The organism is uncultured Flavonifractor sp. (assembly GCF_944385615.1).
Taxonomy (GTDB): Bacteria; Bacillota; Clostridia; order Oscillospirales; family Oscillospiraceae; genus Flavonifractor.
In genome coordinates this window covers 1-18,051 of sequence record NZ_CALWXV010000048.1, presented here as the reverse complement: position 1 = coordinate 18,051, position 18,051 = coordinate 1, and the positions used below count along the sequence as shown (strand labels likewise).

General features: G+C 62.7%; 15 protein-coding genes and 1 tRNA gene. 15 read left to right on the top strand and 1 reads right to left on the bottom strand.

Features of this window, described 5'->3' with window-relative positions:
• Window positions 1-65 precede the first annotated feature (65 nt).
• The 12 genes from Q0J75_RS10975 (at window position 66) to Q0J75_RS10920 (ending at window position 12,296) form a co-directional block, all read left to right on the top strand.
• Entirely contained in the window at window positions 66-671 is a 606-nt protein-coding gene (locus Q0J75_RS10975) for an MBL fold metallo-hydrolase (RefSeq protein WP_297201075.1), read from the top strand.
• 66 nt (window positions 672-737) lie between these two features.
• Complete coding sequence (hemZ, locus tag Q0J75_RS10970; protein WP_297201072.1) at window positions 738-2,216, top strand: coproporphyrinogen dehydrogenase HemZ; 1,479 nt, start codon at window positions 738-740, stop codon at window positions 2,214-2,216.
• Window positions 2,217-2,226: 10 nt separating this feature from the next.
• Window positions 2,227-3,171, top strand: a complete 945-nt coding sequence (locus Q0J75_RS10965) for a uridine kinase family protein (RefSeq protein WP_297201065.1) — start codon at window positions 2,227-2,229, stop codon at window positions 3,169-3,171.
• 115 nt (window positions 3,172-3,286) lie between these two features.
• Complete coding sequence (locus tag Q0J75_RS10960) at window positions 3,287-4,108, top strand: Mrp/NBP35 family ATP-binding protein (protein ID WP_297201063.1); 822 nt, start codon at window positions 3,287-3,289, stop codon at window positions 4,106-4,108.
• 185 nt (window positions 4,109-4,293) lie between these two features.
• The gene (locus Q0J75_RS10955; protein ID WP_297201059.1) at window positions 4,294-4,911 is read left to right on the top strand and encodes a peptidoglycan recognition protein family protein; all 618 of its coding nucleotides are present in this window, start codon (window positions 4,294-4,296) and stop codon (window positions 4,909-4,911) included.
• Window positions 4,912-4,976: 65 nt separating this feature from the next.
• Window positions 4,977-5,099 carry a hypothetical protein gene (locus tag Q0J75_RS10950; RefSeq protein WP_297201056.1) on the top strand — a complete coding sequence of 41 codons (123 nt, stop codon included), beginning with the start codon at window positions 4,977-4,979 and terminating at the stop codon, window positions 5,097-5,099.
• Window positions 5,100-5,236: 137 nt separating this feature from the next.
• Window positions 5,237-7,228 (top strand): DNA gyrase/topoisomerase IV subunit B, encoded by a 1,992-nt coding sequence (locus Q0J75_RS10945; RefSeq protein ID WP_297201053.1) that lies wholly within the window; start codon window positions 5,237-5,239, stop codon window positions 7,226-7,228.
• Window positions 7,229-7,267: 39 nt separating this feature from the next.
• Window positions 7,268-9,511, top strand: coding sequence for a DNA gyrase/topoisomerase IV subunit A (locus Q0J75_RS10940; RefSeq protein ID WP_297201050.1), 2,244 nt, complete (start codon window positions 7,268-7,270; stop codon window positions 9,509-9,511).
• A 36-nt stretch (window positions 9,512-9,547) separates the two neighbouring features.
• The gene (locus Q0J75_RS10935; protein WP_297201047.1) at window positions 9,548-10,417 is read left to right on the top strand and encodes a YitT family protein; all 870 of its coding nucleotides are present in this window, start codon (window positions 9,548-9,550) and stop codon (window positions 10,415-10,417) included.
• Window positions 10,418-10,477: 60 nt separating this feature from the next.
• Window positions 10,478-11,071, top strand: coding sequence for a lactate utilization protein (locus Q0J75_RS10930; protein ID WP_297201044.1), 594 nt, complete (start codon window positions 10,478-10,480; stop codon window positions 11,069-11,071).
• Window positions 11,072-11,092: 21 nt separating this feature from the next.
• Window positions 11,093-12,145 (top strand): hypothetical protein, encoded by a 1,053-nt coding sequence (locus Q0J75_RS10925; protein WP_297201040.1) that lies wholly within the window; start codon window positions 11,093-11,095, stop codon window positions 12,143-12,145.
• Window positions 12,146-12,220: 75 nt separating this feature from the next.
• Window positions 12,221-12,296: transfer RNA gene (locus tag Q0J75_RS10920), tRNA-Gly, on the top strand.
• A gap of 97 nt (window positions 12,297-12,393) precedes the next feature.
• Here the strand turns inward: Q0J75_RS10920 and Q0J75_RS10915 are convergent.
• Window positions 12,394-12,741, bottom strand: a complete 348-nt coding sequence (locus Q0J75_RS10915; RefSeq protein ID WP_297201037.1) for a hypothetical protein — start codon at window positions 12,739-12,741, stop codon at window positions 12,394-12,396.
• A 244-nt stretch (window positions 12,742-12,985) separates the two neighbouring features.
• Here Q0J75_RS10915 and Q0J75_RS10910 point away from each other — a divergent pair, with 244 nt between their 5' ends.
• From Q0J75_RS10910 to Q0J75_RS10900, 3 genes are all read left to right on the top strand, one after another.
• A complete protein-coding gene (locus Q0J75_RS10910) occupies window positions 12,986-15,118 on the top strand; it encodes an S-layer homology domain-containing protein (RefSeq protein WP_297201034.1) in 2,133 nt (710 codons plus the stop codon).
• Window positions 15,119-15,261: 143 nt separating this feature from the next.
• The gene (locus Q0J75_RS10905; RefSeq protein WP_297201078.1) at window positions 15,262-15,735 is read left to right on the top strand and encodes a shikimate kinase; all 474 of its coding nucleotides are present in this window, start codon (window positions 15,262-15,264) and stop codon (window positions 15,733-15,735) included.
• Between the two features lie 430 nt (window positions 15,736-16,165).
• The gene (locus Q0J75_RS10900; protein ID WP_297201031.1) at window positions 16,166-17,938 is read left to right on the top strand and encodes a DEAD/DEAH box helicase; all 1,773 of its coding nucleotides are present in this window, start codon (window positions 16,166-16,168) and stop codon (window positions 17,936-17,938) included.
• Window positions 17,939-18,051: the final 113 nt, after the last annotated feature.

The window sequence follows — 18,051 nt, the reverse complement described above, 5'->3', positions numbered from 1 at the left end:
CTGCTGGACACCGATACCATGTAAAAAGTATGCCATCCAAATTTAAACCTATGAGGTGACATCCCATGAAGATCCACGTTTTGCAGGTGGGGCCCATCGGCACCAACTGTTACCTGTTGGAGGACGAAAACACCCACGCCGCCGCCGTGGTGGACCCCGGCGATGAGGCCGGCCGCATCCTGGCCCAGGCCAAGGAGGACGGGGTGGAGATCAAGCTGATTCTGCTGACCCATGCCCACTATGACCACACCACCGGGGTGGCGGAGCTCCACAAGGCCCTGCCCGATGTGCCGGTGTACCTCCACCCTAATGACGCCGCCCGGCTGGGTACTCCCGTGTTCCCCCCTCTGGGGATGGAGCCCACCCCGTACAAGGACGGAGACGTGGTGCGGGTGGGGGACATCGACGTGCAGGTGCTCCACACCCCCGGCCACACCCCCGGCGGGGTGTGCCTGATGGCGGGGGATGTGCTCTTTACCGGGGACACCCTGTTCCAGGGCTCCATGGGCCGCACCGACCTGCCCGGCGGCAGCTATGAGCAGATCATGGCCTCTCTGGCCCGTCTGGCCCGCCTGCCTGGGGACTTCCAGGTCCTCCCCGGCCACATGGGTATGTCCACCCTGGAGGCCGAGCGGAAGAGCAACTATTATATGCAGGAGGCCATGGGGTAATCATTGGGGGCTTGCCCCCAACCTTTGCCTCTCCCCGCCTATTTCCCCGGAAAGGATTTTTCCACCATGAAGCTCTATTTTCACGGCCATGACTACAAATACGCCGCCGAGCAGATGCTTTTGACCCTGTTCCCCGATCAGCGGCCGGAATACCCCCAAGCGCCTCCCGCTCCGGGGGAGGACGCTCTGACCCTCTCCCTCAGCCGGGGGACGGTGTGGGCCACCGCCGCCGCCCGGCTGACCTACCGCGGGCAGACATACGGGGCAAGCCGCCGGTGTAAACTGGAAGAGCTGACCGACAGCCTCTCCACCGACCGGGCCCTCCAGCGGATTTTAAAGCTGGCCTTTTACGACGCCGGGGTGGCGGCCCGTGGGAACGAGCCCCCCTGGGGGGCCCTTACCGGGGTGCGGCCGGTGAAGATCCCCACCCGCGCCATGCTGGCCGGGGCCACCCCCGCCCAGGCGGAGAAGGTACTGAGAGACACCTACCGGGTGTCTCCTCTCCGGCGGAAGCTGGCCATGGACTGCGCCCAGGCCAGTCTGGCGGCCAAACGGAGCCTGAAGCCGGAGGAGGTGTCCCTCTATGTGGGCATCCCCTTTTGCCCTACCCGGTGCGCCTACTGCTCCTTTGTGTCCGCCGACGTGGGGAAGGCATTGAAGCTCATTGACCCCTTTCTGGAGGCCCTTTCCCAGGAAATCAAGGCCACCGGGGCCATGCTGGCCCAGGCGGGGTTAAAGGTGCGCACCATCTATTTTGGCGGCGGCACCCCCACCACCCTGTCCGCTCCCCAGCTGGACCGGCTGATGGGGGAGCTGGCGGAGCACATCGACCTGTCGGCCTGCACCGAGTACACGGTGGAGGCGGGGCGGCCCGACACCATCACCCGGGAAAAGCTAGATGTCCTGGCCCGCCGGGGGTGTATGCGGGTGTCGGTGAACCCCCAGACCATGCGGGACTCCGTGCTGGCCGCCATGGGGCGGGCCCACCGGGGGGAAGATATTCTGGGGGCCTATGCCCTGGCCCGGGACAGCGGTATCCCCTGCGTCAACATGGACCTGATTGCCGGCCTGCCCACCGACTCTCTGGAGGGCTTCCGCTCCTCCCTGGACCAAGTGCTGGCCCTGGCACCGGAGAATATCACGGTCCACACCCTGGCCCTGAAGAAGGGTTCCCGGCTGATGGAGGAAGGGGGAGCCATCCCCTCCGACGGGGAGGTGGCCGCCATGCTGGAATATGCCTGGTCCGCCCTGCGGGGAGCGGGACAGATCCCCTACTACCTCTACCGCCAGAAATATATGTCCGGCTCCTTTGAAAATGTGGGCTGGTGCCTGCCGGGGCATGAGAGCCTGTACAACATCTGCATGATGGAGGAGCTGCACACCATCGTCTCGCTGGGGGGCGGCGGGGTGACCAAGCTGGTCAACCCGACCACCGGCTATATCGAGCGGGTGGCCAACCCCAAGTACCCCAAGGAGTATATCGAGAAGATCGACGCCGTCTGCGCCGGAAAGGAGCGGGTAGCCTGCTTCCACGACGCGCTGTAAGGAGGATAGTATGGCCTATCAGCTCAAGGAGATCAACCACAGCATCCGTACCGATCCCAAGGGGTTTCTGGCCCAATGCGACGCCCGGTATCAGGACCGCATTTCCGCCGCGGTGGACCAGATCCTGGCCCGGATAAAGCAAAGCCCCATCGTGCTCCTGTCCGGCCCATCCGGCTCAGGTAAGACCACCACCGCCATGAAGCTGGAGCAGGAGCTGGAGCGGCGGGGGGTGAATACCCACACCATTTCCATGGACAACTACTTCAAAACCCTCAACCGTAAGACTGCCCCCCGCACCCCGGAGGGGGATATCGACTATGAGTCCCCCCTCCTGCTGGACATGGATCTGCTGGACGATACCTTTTCCAAGCTGTCCCGGGGGGAGTGGGTGGTGGTGCCCAAGTTTGAGTTTGCCCGCCAGATGCGCAACGACAGCCGGGGCACCTTTTTGAAGCTGGACAAAAATGAGATCGCCATTTTTGAGGGCATCCACGCCCTCAATGACGACATTGCCGGCCGCCACCCGGAGGCCACCGGCCTGTACATCTCCGCCCGCTCCAACGTGCTGGAGGGGGACGAACTGCGGTTCAAGGGCACCTGGATGCGGATTTCCCGCCGGGCGGTACGGGATTATAATTTCCGGGGCACAGACCTTTTAGAAACGCTCCTGATGTGGTATAATGTGCGCCGGGGCGAGAAGAAGTACATCTCCCCCTTCAAAAACCGGGCCAACGTGATCATCGACTCCTCCCTGCCCTACGAGGTATCGGTGTTCGCCAACTACGCCCATGCCCTGAAAGAGGCGGCGGCCCAGATCCCCGCCGACAATCCCCGGCGCCAGGAGTTTCACGATCTGGTGGACGCCTTCCAATATTTTGAGCCGGTGGACCCGGCGCTGGTGCCCCCCGAGTCCCTGATCCGGGAATTCATTGGCGGAGGGACCTACAGCTATTAAAGTCCAGGGGGGACTTTGTCCCCCCGAGACATTGTTCCGCGGCGCGATTCACTCGCCTGCGGACCGATTGATACCAAAAACTCTGGTTACAACATAGGAAAGAAGGAAATCAACCATGTCAGAATGTACCCACAACTGCTCCTCCTGCGGTGAGAGCTGCGGGGAGCGTACTGCGCCCCAGGACCTCCACGTCCCCGCCAACGGCCTGTCCCACATCGGCAAGGTCATCGCCGTGCTCAGCGGCAAGGGCGGCGTGGGCAAGAGCCTGGTGACCTCCTCCCTGGCGGTGGCCATGCGCCGCATGGGCAAGAAGGTGGCCGTGCTGGACGCCGACATCACCGGCCCCTCCATCCCCGCCGCTTTCGGCATCCACACCCGGGCCGAGGGCAGTGAGCTGGGCATCTACCCCGCCGAGACCAAGACCGGCATCGGCATCATGAGCCTCAACCTGCTCACCGAGCATGAGACCGACCCGGTGATCTGGCGGGGCCCCGTCATTGCCGGTACCGTCAAGCAGTTCTGGAGCGACGTGATCTGGGGGGATGTGGACTATATGTTTGTGGATATGCCCCCCGGAACCGGCGATGTGCCCCTCACCGTGTTCCAGTCCCTCCCCATTGACGGCATTGTGGTAGTCACCTCTCCCCAGGACCTGGTGAGCATGATCGTCACCAAGGCGGTAAAGATGGCCGAGATGATGCACATCCCCGTGCTGGGCCTGGTGGAAAACTACTCCTATTTCCAGTGCCCCGACTGCGGCAAGCGCCACGCCATCTTTGGTGAGAGCCACATTGACCAGGTGGCCGCCGGTCTGGGCCTGAAGGTGCTGGCCCGTCTGCCCATCGACCCCGCCGTGGCCGCCGCCTGCGACGCCGGCAAGATTGAGGACCTGGAAACCAATTACCTGGATGAGGTTGCCAAAATCCTGGCGGAATAAGGCGACAGCCTTTACAAAACGTTCACATACGGTTCAAAACGGGTTCATAGGAAACGGGTAGGATAACACCGTGGTCAGCAAGACCACTCCTCTCTTTCCTCTCTTTTTCAGATCTTGGAAACACAGGCCCGCAACAGGCGGCGGGCCTGTGTTTCTGCGTTTTGGACCAAAGGAGGGACTGGCCTATGTCTGCCAGAGTGAAAAAACGCCCCCTGAATCCTGTCCTGCTCCTGCTGGCGGCCTCCGTGGCGGTGCTGGTGGTGGTCCTGCTGGTGTGGTGGATACTGGCCTCCAGAACCCCCCAGCCCTCGGGCCAGGTCCCCGACTGGATCACCCAGGAGCTGCTCCCCATCAATCCCTATTCCCGGCCGGGAGAGGCTCTGGAGGAGGTCAACGGGGTGGTGGTCCACTATGTGGGCAATCCGGGCACCACGGCGGAGCAGAACCGCAGCTATTTTGAAAACCTGGCCCAGACCGGGGAGACCTACGCCTCCAGCCACTTTCTCATCGGCCTGGACGGGGAGATCATCCAGAATGTGCCCCTGGACGAGATCGCCTACTGCACCGGCCCCCGGAATGTGGACACCATCTCCATCGAGTGCTGCCACCCCGACGACACCGGGGCCTTTACCCAGGCTACCTATGACTCCCTGGTGAAGCTCACCCGCTGGCTGATGGAGGAATACCGCCTGGACACCGACCAGGTGATCCGCCACTATGACGTTACCGGCAAGGAATGCCCCCGGTATTACGTCCAGCACCCGGAGGCCTGGGAGGCTTTTTTGGAGGATTTGAAAGAATAGTCCGGTTTATAGGACAGTGACTCTGATATCCTGTGTACAACCACACAGGAAAGGAGCGCTGACCCATGGAATTTGAGTTTCGCTATGTACACGGACATGTTGAGGTATACGACGCCGCCGGACGCTTTCGCTTTTCCGCCGATTCCGAGGGGGAGGCGCTGGCCGAGCTGAACGAACAGGCAGCATAACCGCTTTTTGCGGGGGCGCTTTGATAGCGCCCCCGCCTTTCTTGACACTTTGGGCGGGATTGGGGTAATATAATACTGTATGCGCACATTTGGCGCCGGTCTGGGAACCGGCAGTTTTAAGATATGAGGAGAGGCCCATGGCAAAAAGTTCTTCCCCAAAAAGTTACGGCAACGACTCCATTTCCTCCCTGAAGGGGGCGGACCGGGTGCGCAAGCGCCCGGCGGTTATTTTTGGCTCCGATGGGCTGGAGGGCTGTGAGCACGCGGTCTTTGAGATCCTGTCCAACGCCATCGACGAGGCCCGGGAGGGCCACGGCAATCTTATCACCCTCACCCGGTATGAGGACAAGTCCATCGAGGTGGAGGACTTTGGCCGGGGCTGCCCGGTGGACTGGAACGAGAAGGAGCAGAAGTACAACTGGGAGCTGGTGTTCTGCGAGCTGTACGCCGGCGGCAAGTATAACAACAACTCCGGCGACAACTACGAGTATTCCCTGGGCCTCAACGGCCTGGGCTCCTGCGCCACCCAGTACGCCAGCCGGTATTTTGACGCGGTGATCCACCGGGACGGGTTTGAGTACACCCTCCACTTTGAACAGGGCGAGAATATCGGGGGGCTGAAAAAGGAGCCCTACGCCGGCAAAAAGACCGGCTCCAAGTTCCGCTGGCTGCCCGACCTGGACGTGTTCACCGATATCGACATTCCGGTGGAATACTACCTGGACGTGCTCAAGCGCCAGGCAGTGGTCAACGCCGGGATCACCTTCCGCTTCCGCAACCAGGTGGGGGGCAAGTTTGAGACCACCGACTTCAAGTATGAAAAAGGCATCGAGGACTATGTAAAGGAGCTGGCGGGGGACAATCCCCTGACCCAGCCGGTGTTCTGGCAGACTGAGCGGAAGGGCCGGGACCGGGCGGACAAGGACGAGTACAAGGTGAAGCTGAGCGTGTCCTTCTGCTTCTCCAACACCGTGCAGATCATTGAGCACTATCACAACTCCTCCTGGCTGGAGCACGGCGGCTCCCCGGAGAAGGCGGTGAAGTCGGCCTTTGTCAACGGCATTGACGCCTGGCTGAAATCTCAGGGCAAGTACCAGAAGAACGAGAGCAAGCTGACCTGGGCCGATGTGGAGGACTGCCTGGTGCTGGTGAGCAACAACTTCTCCACCCAGACCTCCTACGAGAACCAGACCAAGAAGGCTATCACCAACAAATTCGTCCAGGAGGCCATGACCGAGTTTTTGCGGGCCCAGCTGGAGGTCTACTTCATCGAAAACCCCTTTGACGCCGCCAAGATCGGGGAGCAGGTACTCATCAACAAGCGTTCCCGGGAGAACGCTGAGCGCACCCGGCTGAACATCAAAAAGAAGCTGTCGGGCAATGTGGATATCTCCAACCGGGTGCAGAAGTTTGTGGACTGCCGCACCAAGGACACCACCCGCCGGGAGCTCTACATCGTGGAGGGCGACTCCGCTCTGGGCAGCGTCAAGCTCAGCCGGGACGCGGAGTTCCAGGGCATCATGCCGGTGCGGGGTAAGATCCTCAACTGCCTGAAGGCGGACTACGCCAAGATCTTCAAAAGCGAGATCATCACCGACCTTTTGAAGGTGCTGGGCTGCGGGGTGGAGGTCCACGACAAGCACGCCAAGGACCTGGCGGAGTTTGATCTGATGAACCTGCGGTGGAATAAAATCGTCATCTGTACCGATGCCGACGTGGACGGTTTCCAGATCCGCACCCTGATTCTGACCATGCTCTACCGTCTGACCCCCACCCTCATTCAGCGGGGGTATGTGTATATCGCCGAGTCCCCCCTGTACGAGATCAACTACAAGGAAAAGACCTGGTTTGCCTATTCCGACGCCGAGAAAAACGAGATCGTGAACGGGACTCTGGCGGGGAAGAAGTGCTCCATCAACCGCTCCAAGGGCCTGGGCGAGAACGAACCGGACATGATGTGGCTCACCACCATGAACCCGGAGACCCGGCGGCTTATCAAGGTCATGCCGGAGGACGTGGAGAATACCGCACGGGTGTTCGACCTGCTGCTGGGGGACAACCTCCAGGGCCGTAAGGACCATATTGCGGAAAATGGGTATAAATATCTGGAGCTGGCGGATATTTCGTAACAACAGCAGCGAACAATCCCCTGAGAAGGAAGGAAGGAAATGGCTAAGAAAAAGGCCCCCCAGGAGGGGGCGAAAAAGGTCAACAACCCCAACGTCATGGGCCTGCGGCCCGAGGTGCTGGAGCAGCCCATCACTGAGACGCTGGAGCTCAACTATATGCCCTACGCCATGAGCGTCATCGTCTCCCGGGCCATCCCCGAGATCGACGGCTTCAAGCCCTCCCACCGCAAGCTGCTGTACACCATGTACCAGATGCGCCTGCTGGGCGGCAGCCGCACCAAGAGCGCCAACGTGGTGGGCCAGACCATGAAACTCAATCCCCACGGCGACGCCGCCATCTACGACACCATGGTGCGCCTCTCCCGTGGGTACGGCGCCCTGCTCCACCCCCTGGTGGATTCCAAGGGCAACTTCGGCAAGGTGTACTCCCGGGACATGGCCTGGGCGGCCAGCCGGTACACTGAGGTGCGCTTAGACCCCATCTGTGCCGAGCTCTTCCGGGATATCGACCAGGACACGGTGGACTTTGTGGACAACTACGACGGCTCCATGCAGGAGCCCACCCTCCTGCCCACCACCTTCCCCAACGTGCTGGTGTCCGCCAACCAGGGCATCGCCGTGGGCATGGCCTCCAACCTGTGCGGCTTCAACCTGGGGGAGGTGTGCGACGCGGCGGTGGCCTTCCTCAAAAACCCCAAGGTCAATCTGCTGGAATACCTGAAGGCCCCCGACTTCCCCACCGGTGGGGAGCTGCTGTATGACGAAGCGGCCCTGTCCCAGATCTATGCCACCGGCCGGGGCTCTTTCCAGGTGCGGGCCCGGTGGCGGTATCTGAAAAGCGAAAACCTCATCGAGGTGTACGAGATCCCCTACACCACCACCGTGGAGGCCATTATGGACAAGGTGGCCGAGCTCATCAAGGCGGGCAAGATCAAGGAGATCGCCGACATGCGGGATGAGACCGACCTGAACGGCCTGAAAATCACCATCGACCTGAAGCGGGGAACCGACCCGGACAAGCTGATGGCCAAGCTCTTCAAGTCCACCACCCTCCAGGACGCCTGCTCCTGCAACTTCAATATCCTCATCGCCGGGATGCCCAAGGTCATGGGCGTGGGGGAGATTTTGGAGGAGTGGACCGGCTGGCGGATGGAGGGAGTCCGCCGCCGGACCTACTACGTGATGAAGAAGAAGCAGGAAAAGCTCCACCTGCTCAAGGGACTGAAGAAGATTTTGCTGGATATCGACCGGGCCATCAAGATCATCCGGGAGACTGAGGAGGACGCCGAGGTGGTGCCCAACCTGATGATCGGCTTCGGCATCGACAACATCCAGGCGGAGTATGTGGCCGACATCAAGCTGCGCAACATCAACAAGGAGTATATCCTCAAGCGCATCGAAGAGGTGGCCGGGCTGGAGGAGGAGATCGCCGACCTTCAGGATATCGTCAACAATCCGGGCCGCATCAAAAAGATCATCGCCAAGGAGCTGGCGGCGGTGAAGAAAAAGTATGCCCTTCCCCGGCGCACCGAGATCGTCTACGACTACCAGACCGCCGGGGCGGTGGAGGAGGAGGACGAGACCCCCGACTATCCGGTCCATGTGTTCTGCTCCAAAGAGGGCTACTTCAAGAAGATCACCCCCCAGTCCCTGCGGATGAGCAGCGAGCAGAAGTATAAAGAGGGGGACGGCCCCTTCCTGTACTGGGAGGCCACCAACCGGGCCGAGCTGCTGGTGTTCACCGACAAGCAGCAGTGCTACAAGGCCCGGCTCAGCGACTTTGACGACGCCAAGGCCAGCGTGCTGGGGGACTTTCTGCCCACCAAGCTGGGCATGGACCCCGGCGAGAGCTTTGTGTGGGCCTGCCTCACCGCCGACTACAGCGGCCAGCTGATTTTCTTCTTTGAAAACGGCAAGGCCGCCCGGGTGGAGCTGTCCGCCTACCAGACCCAGACCCGGCGGAAGAAGCTCACCGGGGCCTATTCCGACAAATCCCCCCTGGCCGCCGTCCTCCACATCAAGGAGGACCTGGAGGCGGCGGTGATCTCCACCGAGGGCCGCTGTCTGGTGTTCCAGACCGCCGCGCTGGCCCCCAAGAGCACCCGCACCACCCAGGGCGTGGGGGTGATGACCCTCAAGCCCAAGTGGAAGGTGGAGCGGGTCCTTCCCCTGACCGATACCACCATCGTTAACCCCGCCCGGTACCGGGCCCGGTCCCTGCCGGGGACGGGGGCCCTGCTGAAGGAGGAAGACCGGGGGGAGGAACAGATGACCCTGCTGTAAGAAGCCGCCCACTCCCGACCAGACATGGAGCGTGTTATGAAACAAAGCCTGAAAAAATATATCCTGCCCTATCTGTGGATCACCATTGCCTCCCTGGTTTACGCCGTGGGATTCAACTGGTGTTATGAGCCCAACCTGATCGGCTTCGGCGGCATCACCGGCGTGGGCCAGATCATCAACCACTTCCTGCCCTGGGCCCCCATCGGCACGGTGGTCATCATCCTCAACGTGCCCCTGTTTTTGCTGGGGTGGAAGCTTCTGGGGGGACATATTCTGGTGTCCTCCCTGTACGCCATGTTTATCTCCTCGGCGTTTATCGACCTGCTCCACCTGCTCTACACCTTCCAGCCCATGGACCCCATGCTGGCCTGCGTCTTTGGCGGGGTGCTGATGGGCGGATCTTTGGGGATCGTCTTTATCCAGGGGGCCACCACCGGCGGCACCGACCTCATCGCCCGGCTGCTCAAGCTGCGCTTTAGCTGGCTGCCCATGGGTAAGATCCTGCTGGCGGTGGACCTGGCGGTGATTTTGGCGGTGGCGGTGGTGTTTGGCAACCTGAACAGCGCCCTCTACGGCATCATTGCCCTGTATCTGTCCTCTTTTGTGATGGACAAGGTGCTCTACGGCATGGACATGGCCAAGGTGGCCTATATCATCAGCGACTCCTACGAGGCCATTACCCAGTCCCTGATCCACGACATCGACCGGGGAGTTACCATCCTCCACGGCCAGGGGGCCTACTCCGGGGCGGACAAAAAGGTACTGATGGTGGCCTTCAAGCAAAAGCAGATCGTGGAGATCAAGCGCATGGTCAACGAGATCGACCCCAACGCCTTCCTGGTGGTGTGCGACGCCCATGAGGTGCTGGGGGACGGATTCCGGGCATTTAAGGAAAATGATCTTTAAGAGGGGCGGCCGTTCCGGCCGCCCGCCGTACATAGTTTGATTGGGAAAGGAAGGATTGTCATGGCGGATTTTGCCAAGGTAAAGGAAAATCTGGAGCGGCGGGGCTTTGATGTGACCTGCTTTGCCACGGCGGCGGAGGCCGCAGACTATCTGGCCCAAAAGCTGACGGGCAAGACGGTGGGCTACGGCGGCTCGGTGACCTTACAGGAGATGGGGCTGCCCGACCGGCTGGCGGCGGTGTGTACCGGCGTGTACAGCCACGCCAGCGGGGGCACCTTTGCCCAGGCCGCCGCCGCGCCGGTGTATCTGACCTCGGTCAACGGCCTGGCCGAGACGGGGGAGATCATTAATATCGACGGCACCGGCAACCGGGTGGCCTCCACCATCTTCGGCCATGAGGAGGTCTATTTCATTGTGGGCCGCAATAAGCTGGCCCCTGACTATGACAAGGCTCTGTGGCGGGCCCGGAACATCGCCTCCCCCAAGAACGCCCAGCGGCTGCACAAAGAGACCCCCTGCGCCGCCAAGGGGGACAAGTGCTATGACTGCAACAGCCCCCAGCGGATCTGCCGGGCCCTGACCGTGCTGTGGGAGAAGCCCACCGGCATCGGCCGGGGGGAAGTGGTGCTCATCGACCAGGATCTGGGCTATTAAACCGGAAAGGAGGCGCGGCCTGTGAACAAGCGGATACCGGCTCTGGCGCTGAGCCTGACCCTGCTGCTGTCGGGCTGCGTCTCCCTGTCCGACTCGTCCTATACGGTGGTGGAGCCCCACACCGAGCAGCCGGTGCTGGGGGAAGATCCCTCCACCGTCAAGGCCAGCACCTATTCCGAGCTGGTCAACGGGGTACTCTTCTTTGTCACCCAGGGCATGGAAGAGGGGGTCATCCAGCTCACCGACTACCACGGCGACGTGGAGGAAGATCTGAACCGGGCCTGCCTGGAGGTGGACCAGGACGACCCTCTGGGGGCCTACGCGGTGGAATTTATCAAAAACGACTATACCACCATCCTCACCACCTATGAGGCCACCATCACCATCTCCTACCGCCGCAGTCTGGAGCAGATCAGCAGTCTGGTGAACATCACCGGCACCAGCGCCATTCGGGAGGAAGCGGCCCAGGCTCTGGGCGCCTTCGATACCGAACTGGCCCTGCGGGTGGGCGTCTTCAACGGCGATGTGGACACGGTGAAGGAACAGGTGCGGCAGGCCTACTACGATACCCCCGCCGCCGCCCTGGGGATGCCGGAGTGCTCCGTCACCCTCTACCCCGATACCGGGGTCCAGCGCATTGTGGAGATTTTGCTGGACTATCCTCAGGAGCCCACGGTGCTCAAGCGCAAGAGCGAGCAGCTCCAGGAGCAGGCCGCCGTTATTCTGGCCCCCATCCAGTACCAGATCGAAAGCCGTCGGCTGGACCTGCTGCTGGAGACCCTGCCCGGCGTGGTGAAGGCCGACCCTCAGGGGGGCTCCACCGCCTGGGACGCCTTGCTGGGGGAGGGGGCCGACGACGAGGGACTGGCCCTGGCCTTCCAGCTGCTGTGCAGCGATATGGGCCTGGACAGCGAGATCGTGGAGGGCACGCTGGAGGGGAGCCCCCACTTTTTCAACTCCGTGACCCGCAACGGTACCACGGTGTGGGTGGACCTGAGCCGCAGCCTCAGCCAGACTTGGACTGCCAAGCAGATGGTGGAGTTGGGCTATCAGTGGGAGGGCCAGGAGGCCTGACCCAAGAAAAAATAAAAATTTGAAATTTTCCCTTGACAGCGGCGGGACAGGCTGTTATAATAACCACCGTCGCTTGCAGGTGTAGCTCATCTGGTAGAGCGCCACCTTGCCAAGGTGGAGGTAGCGAGTTCGAGCCTCGTCACCTGCTCCAGAAAAAAGAAGGACATCCTTTTGGATGTCCTTCTTTTTTGCGTTTACGGCGGTTTTGTGCCATTGCCGGGGAAATAGGGCGGGCCAATGCCCTGCCCTTACCCCAGGAAAAACCGCGCGGCCACCGCGGCCAGCACCGCCAGCACCCCCACCGACGCGGTAATATCAGCGGCCAGGGCCAGATCCCACCGGCGGCGGGGCGGGACAGGCTCCCGCTCCGGTTCCGGCTCCGCCGGGGTGGGCGGCGCTTCCGGTTCCCGGGCCTTCTCCGCCAGCGCCTGGCGGCAGGCCTCAAAGTCCAGCACCTTGCCCGCCTGGGCGGAGGATGTCCGCCGGGGCGGGGCAGACTGGCACACCGTCTCCTGCCCCACACAGATCTTCTGGCGGCTCTGGGCCCCCCGGGCCGTGATCTGTCTGGCATCCAGCGTAACAAAAATCGTCTCCATATCCTTGCCCTCCTGTTATGCCGGTTTCTGTCCGGTGTGTCAGTCCAAACCGGGGCAGCGCCCCCGCTGTTATCCTTCTGACGGCGCAGACCGGGAAAAAGTTCCGACAGAACTTTTGTTCGATTGCAGTATACAACGTACGTTCGATAAAAGCAAGGGAAAATTTTTCTGGCGGAGGGGAAACATTTTTGCCGGTCCATCGTCTAAAGGCATAGAACAAGATTTGGAAAAGGAGGATGGACCCATGAAAAGAACCGCACGTATCTTTTTGGCGGTGGTGCTGGCGGTGGCGCTGGCCCTGCCGGCGGCGGCCGCCGCACCCACAGACCAGCGTCTGACGCAGGTGACCCAAGCGGTAAAGGAGCGGTTGAACATCGGCGACTCCTACACCACATTTTACGGGGAGCTCACCGAGGAGGGCATGCGTACCTGCTGGACCCTGCACTGGGAGAAGGAGGGGGAGACCCTTCGGGTGGTGGCCGGTGAGGACGGCACCATCTACCGCTATGACCGGAGCCGGGAGGACGATACCGGCCGGGGGGACAGCCAGTCCGCCTTCCCCGCCCTGAGCCGGGCGGAGGCCCTGCCCTATGCCCAGGCCTTTGTGGACCAGGTGCTCTCCGCCCCCGCCAGCGCCCGGCTGACGGCGGAAGGGGAGAGCGACCGGGTGGGCCAGGAGCGCTATAGCTTCCAGACCCAGCTGCTGTACTACGGCCTTACCAGCCCGGTGGGACTCTGGCTGGAGGTGGACGCCCGGGACGGCGCGGTGCTCTCCTACCAGCGGGACGATCTGTATCAGACCTATCTGAACCAGCCCGCCGACCCCGCCCCCTATGCCGGGGCGGAGGCACAGGCCGCCGCTCTCCTCAAGGGCACACTGGAGCTGAAGCTGGAGTATGTGCTGGACGAGAACGACCCGGACAAGGCGGTGCTGCGCTATGTGCCGGTGCAGGGAGACGACTATTATGTGGACGCAGCCACCGGGGCGCTGGTCAACCTGAGCCAGCTGTACCGGGAGCTGGAGGAAGACAAAGGGACCAACGGGACCCCCGGCGCCGGTCAAGAGAGCGGCAGCGCCAGTGACAGCCTCACCGACGCCGAGCAGGAGGGCATCGCCCAGATGGCGGGGGTGTGGTCCAAGGAGGACCTGGACCGGCAGGCCCATACCTTTGGGGCGTTGAAGCTGGAGGGCTGGACCCTCTCGTCCTGCGACTACCGGCTGGACCGGGAGAGCGGCGACGTGACCGCCACCCTGCGCTATACCCGGGATCAGGAGGGGAGCACCAGCCGCACCGTGACCCTGGACGGCAAGACCGGGGCCCTGGTGGGGGCGGGCGGCTACGCCTGGACGGAGGAGGACTACCAGCCCGCCGTCAGCCAGCAGGACGCCCAAAAAACGGCGGAGGACTTTGCGGCCGGGCTGTGGGGAGAACAGTGGAACACCTGCGCCCTCTATGACAGCACCCTGGCCGAAGGGGGCAACCGGGTGTATACCTTCACCTTTGCCCAACAGGTCAACGGCTATTTCTTCCCCGACAATGCCATTACCGTGGGGGTGGACAGCGCCGACGGCGCGATCCTGCGCCTGTACCGCAGCTTTGACCATGCTCCTGCGTTTGACGACCCCGCCGGGGTAATTTCTATGGAAGCGGCCCTGGACGCCTGGTTTAACACCTATACGGTGCAGCTGGGCTATGTGGCGGTCCCCCGGCAGCTGGACCGGTACGCGGACCAGTATCAGGACCTGATCGCCCGGGGCTACAGCTACTGGATGGCCCTGGAGCTGGGCTGTGCCCTGGAGCGGGAGCGTTCTCTGCTGGGCATCGACGCCAAGACCGGCCAGCCGGTGGAGCCCCTGCCCGGTGTCCCGGACCGCCCCACCTATTCCGATCTGGAGGGCAGCTGGGGCAAGACCCAGGCGGAGGCCCTGGCAGCCTACGGCGTGGGCTGGCTGGGAGGTAAGCTGGAGGGGGACAAGGCCCTGACCCAGCTGGACCTGATGGCCCTGATGGTGAGCGCCGACGGCTATCTGGCTGACCTGTCCCAGGAGGGGGCGGCCGACCAGGTGTATGACCGGGCGGTGTCCATGGGGCTGCTGAAGCGGAGCCAGCGGCAGGACGACCAGCCGGTCACCCGGGCCGAGCTGGTGAAGGTGCTGCTGGATTGGGGAGGCTACGGCAATGCCGCCGTCATCCCCGGCATTTTCCAGTGCAGCTTTACCGACCAGAGCGACATTCCGGCCGGCTATTACGGCTATGCCGCCATCGCCCAGGGGCTGAACGTGGTCCAGGGGGACGGCGAAGGCCGTTTCTGGCCCAACCGCACCGCCACCCGGCTGGAGGCGGTGGTCATGCTCTACCAGCTGATGGCCCGATAACTGGGGAAAACGGCCTGTCCCTGCGCCTTTTTGGCGCGGGGACAGGTTTTTCTTGCGGGGTGGAACGGGTTCTGGTATACTGAACCAAACGTTTGGAGAGGAGACCTGCCGCTGTGGAAGGGGAAAATATCACATTGATCGGAATGCCCGGTTCGGGCAAGAGCACCGTGGGGGTGCTGCTGGCCAAGACTCTGGGCTATCGCTTTCTGGACGCCGATCTGCTCATCCAGCAGCGGGAAGGGGCCCTGCTCCAGGACATTCTGGACCAGCGGGGGGTAGAGGGCTTTCTGGACGTGGAGGAGGATGTGATCCGCAGCCTGGACTGCACCGGTACCGTCATCGCTCCCGGCGGCAGCGCCGTCTGCCGGGAGGGGGCCGCCCGGCGGCTGAAAGAGCTGGGGCTGGTGGTGTACCTCCATGTGCCTCTGGCCGAGCTGGAGCGGCGGATCTCCAACATCACCACCCGGGGCATTGCCATGGCTCCCGGTCAGACCCTGGCCGATGTGTACGCCGTCCGGGAGCCGCTGTACCGGAAGTATGCCGATCTGACGGTGGATGTAACGGGGCAGAATACCCTGGAGGAGACGGTGGCGGCGGTGCTGGAGCAGCTGGGCTGAGCCCGGACCGCCCGGCGGGGGTAGTTCCCGCCCCCCTTGTATTTTCGGAAAATGGTGATATACTATACCATAGGAAAGTATCAGGTACGAAATGCCCGCCGGGTTTTGTTTTTTGGAAGATTTCCCTGGTAACGGGGCCTCGCAGAGTTCCGCCGCCCGGAAGCGGCGGAATAAAATTAGAATCCGTCCTTTCCAAGGACATGTGCCTTGGAAAGGACACTTCTCATGACGAATGGGGTGACCATTTCGCAAGAAATCGAACCCCATCCGTCATGTAACCTTTTGTCGGAAAAGATCGCAGATCTTTTTCGACAGTCTCTGCCCGCCGGGTGGCCGGCGGGCTTCGTTGTGTTTATTCCTGCCACCGCGCGGCAGTTATTTTTTTACGCCCCCGGCGCGGAAGGGGCGAAACAGGAAAGGAACGAACTGCATGACATTTCAGGAACTGGGCCTGAAAGCGCCTATTCTGAAGGCCCTGACCGAACAGGGGTATGAGCGCCCCTCTCCCATCCAGGAAAAGGCCATCCCCCCCGCTCTGGCGGGCCGGGACGTGCTGGGCTGCGCCCAGACCGGTACCGGCAAGACCTGCGCCTTTGCCGCCCCCATCCTCCAGCGGCTGTCCGCCCGCCGGGCCAAGGGCATCCGGGCTCTCATCCTCACCCCCACCCGGGAGCTGGCCCTCCAGATCCAGGAGAATATCCTGGCCTACAGCCGCCACCTGCACCTGCGCTCCGCCGTCATTTTCGGCGGCGTGGGCCAGAATCCCCAGGTGGAACAGCTGAAAAAGGGCGTGGATATCCTGGTGGCCACTCCCGGCCGGCTGGGCGATCTGTACAACCAGAAATTTGTGGACCTGTCCAGGCTGGAGGTTTTTGTGCTGGACGAGGCCGACCGGATGCTGGACATGGGCTTTATCCACGATGTCCGCCGGATTCTGGGCTGGCTGCCTGAGAAGAAGCAGACCCTCTTTTTCTCCGCCACCATGCCCCCGGAGGTCCAGGGGCTGGTGGACTCCCTGCTGGTGAACCCGGTGAAGGTGGCGGTGGACCCGGTATCCTCCCCGGTGGAGGTTATCGACCAGCGGCTGTACTATGTGGACCGGGGCAACAAGACCAAGCTGCTGGCCACCCTCATTCTCTCCCCCGAGGTGAGAAACGCCCTGGTGTTCACCCGCACCAAGCACGGAGCCAACAAGGTGGCGGGAGATCTGGTAAAGGCGGGCATCGCCGCCGCCGCCATCCACGGCAACAAGAGCCAGACCGCCCGGCAGCAGGCTCTGGCCGACTTCAAAAGCGGCAAGGTGAAGGTCCTGGTGGCCACCGATATTGCCGCCCGGGGGCTGGACATCGAAGAGCTGTCCCACGTATTCAACTACAACCTGCCTGACGTACCCGAGACCTACGTCCACCGCATCGGCCGCACCGGCCGGGCGGGCCACGGAGGCACCGCCGTCTCCTTCTGTGATATCAACGAGAAGGAGGAGCTGAAGGAGATCCAGAAGCTGCTGGGAAAGCCCATTCCGGTGGTGGAGGAGCATCCCTGGCCCATGGAGGTCTTTGAGCCTCTGCCCAAGGACAAAAAGGGCCGGACGGTGAACCCGGAGGACGCGGAGGCCCGGGCGGCGGCCAAGGAGAAGCGCCGCCAGCGGGATGCGGCCAACAAGGCCGCCGCTGCCGAGCGGAAGGCCAAGACGGCCCAGAAGGCGGCCCCGGTGGAATCCCCCGCCCCTGTGCCGGAGAAGCCGGAGAAAAAGCGGCCCAAGCGCGGGGTACGCAACAGCGCAACTTTGGAGGAGGCCCTGGTGGCCACCGCCCCCGCCCGTCCTGCCCCGCCGGAGCCGCACTTTGGAGAGTTCCACCGGCCTGACCCCCTGGCCAGCGAGGTTATTATGGACGCCACCGCCCGGCTGCTGGCCCCCCGGAAGCTGGCCCGGCCCCAGACGGAGGGCCGCCGGGCCAAGGAGCTGCCCGGCCAGCAGGCCCCCCAGCAGGAGAAGACCAACCGGAAGGAGCGCCGGGGACAGGGGAAAAAGCAGACCCCTCCGCCTCCCGCCCCCGCCCCCATGCCCAAGAATGGGCGGAAGAAGCGGGGCGGCCGGGGCCACAGCGGACGGCCCCCCGAGGTGGTGCTGCGCACCAACGGCCAGAAGGACTCCACCGAGCAGCCCAGCCTGATGAAGCCCTATTACCTCAGCGACGATTGATGTTTGCCCAAAGAGGGGCGGACGGCCATAGGCCGTCCGCCCTCAGCCTGTCGAGAAACCCGGTTTATGCATCAAGTATAAGCCGGGTTTCTGGCGTATAGAGGCCAAAGAAG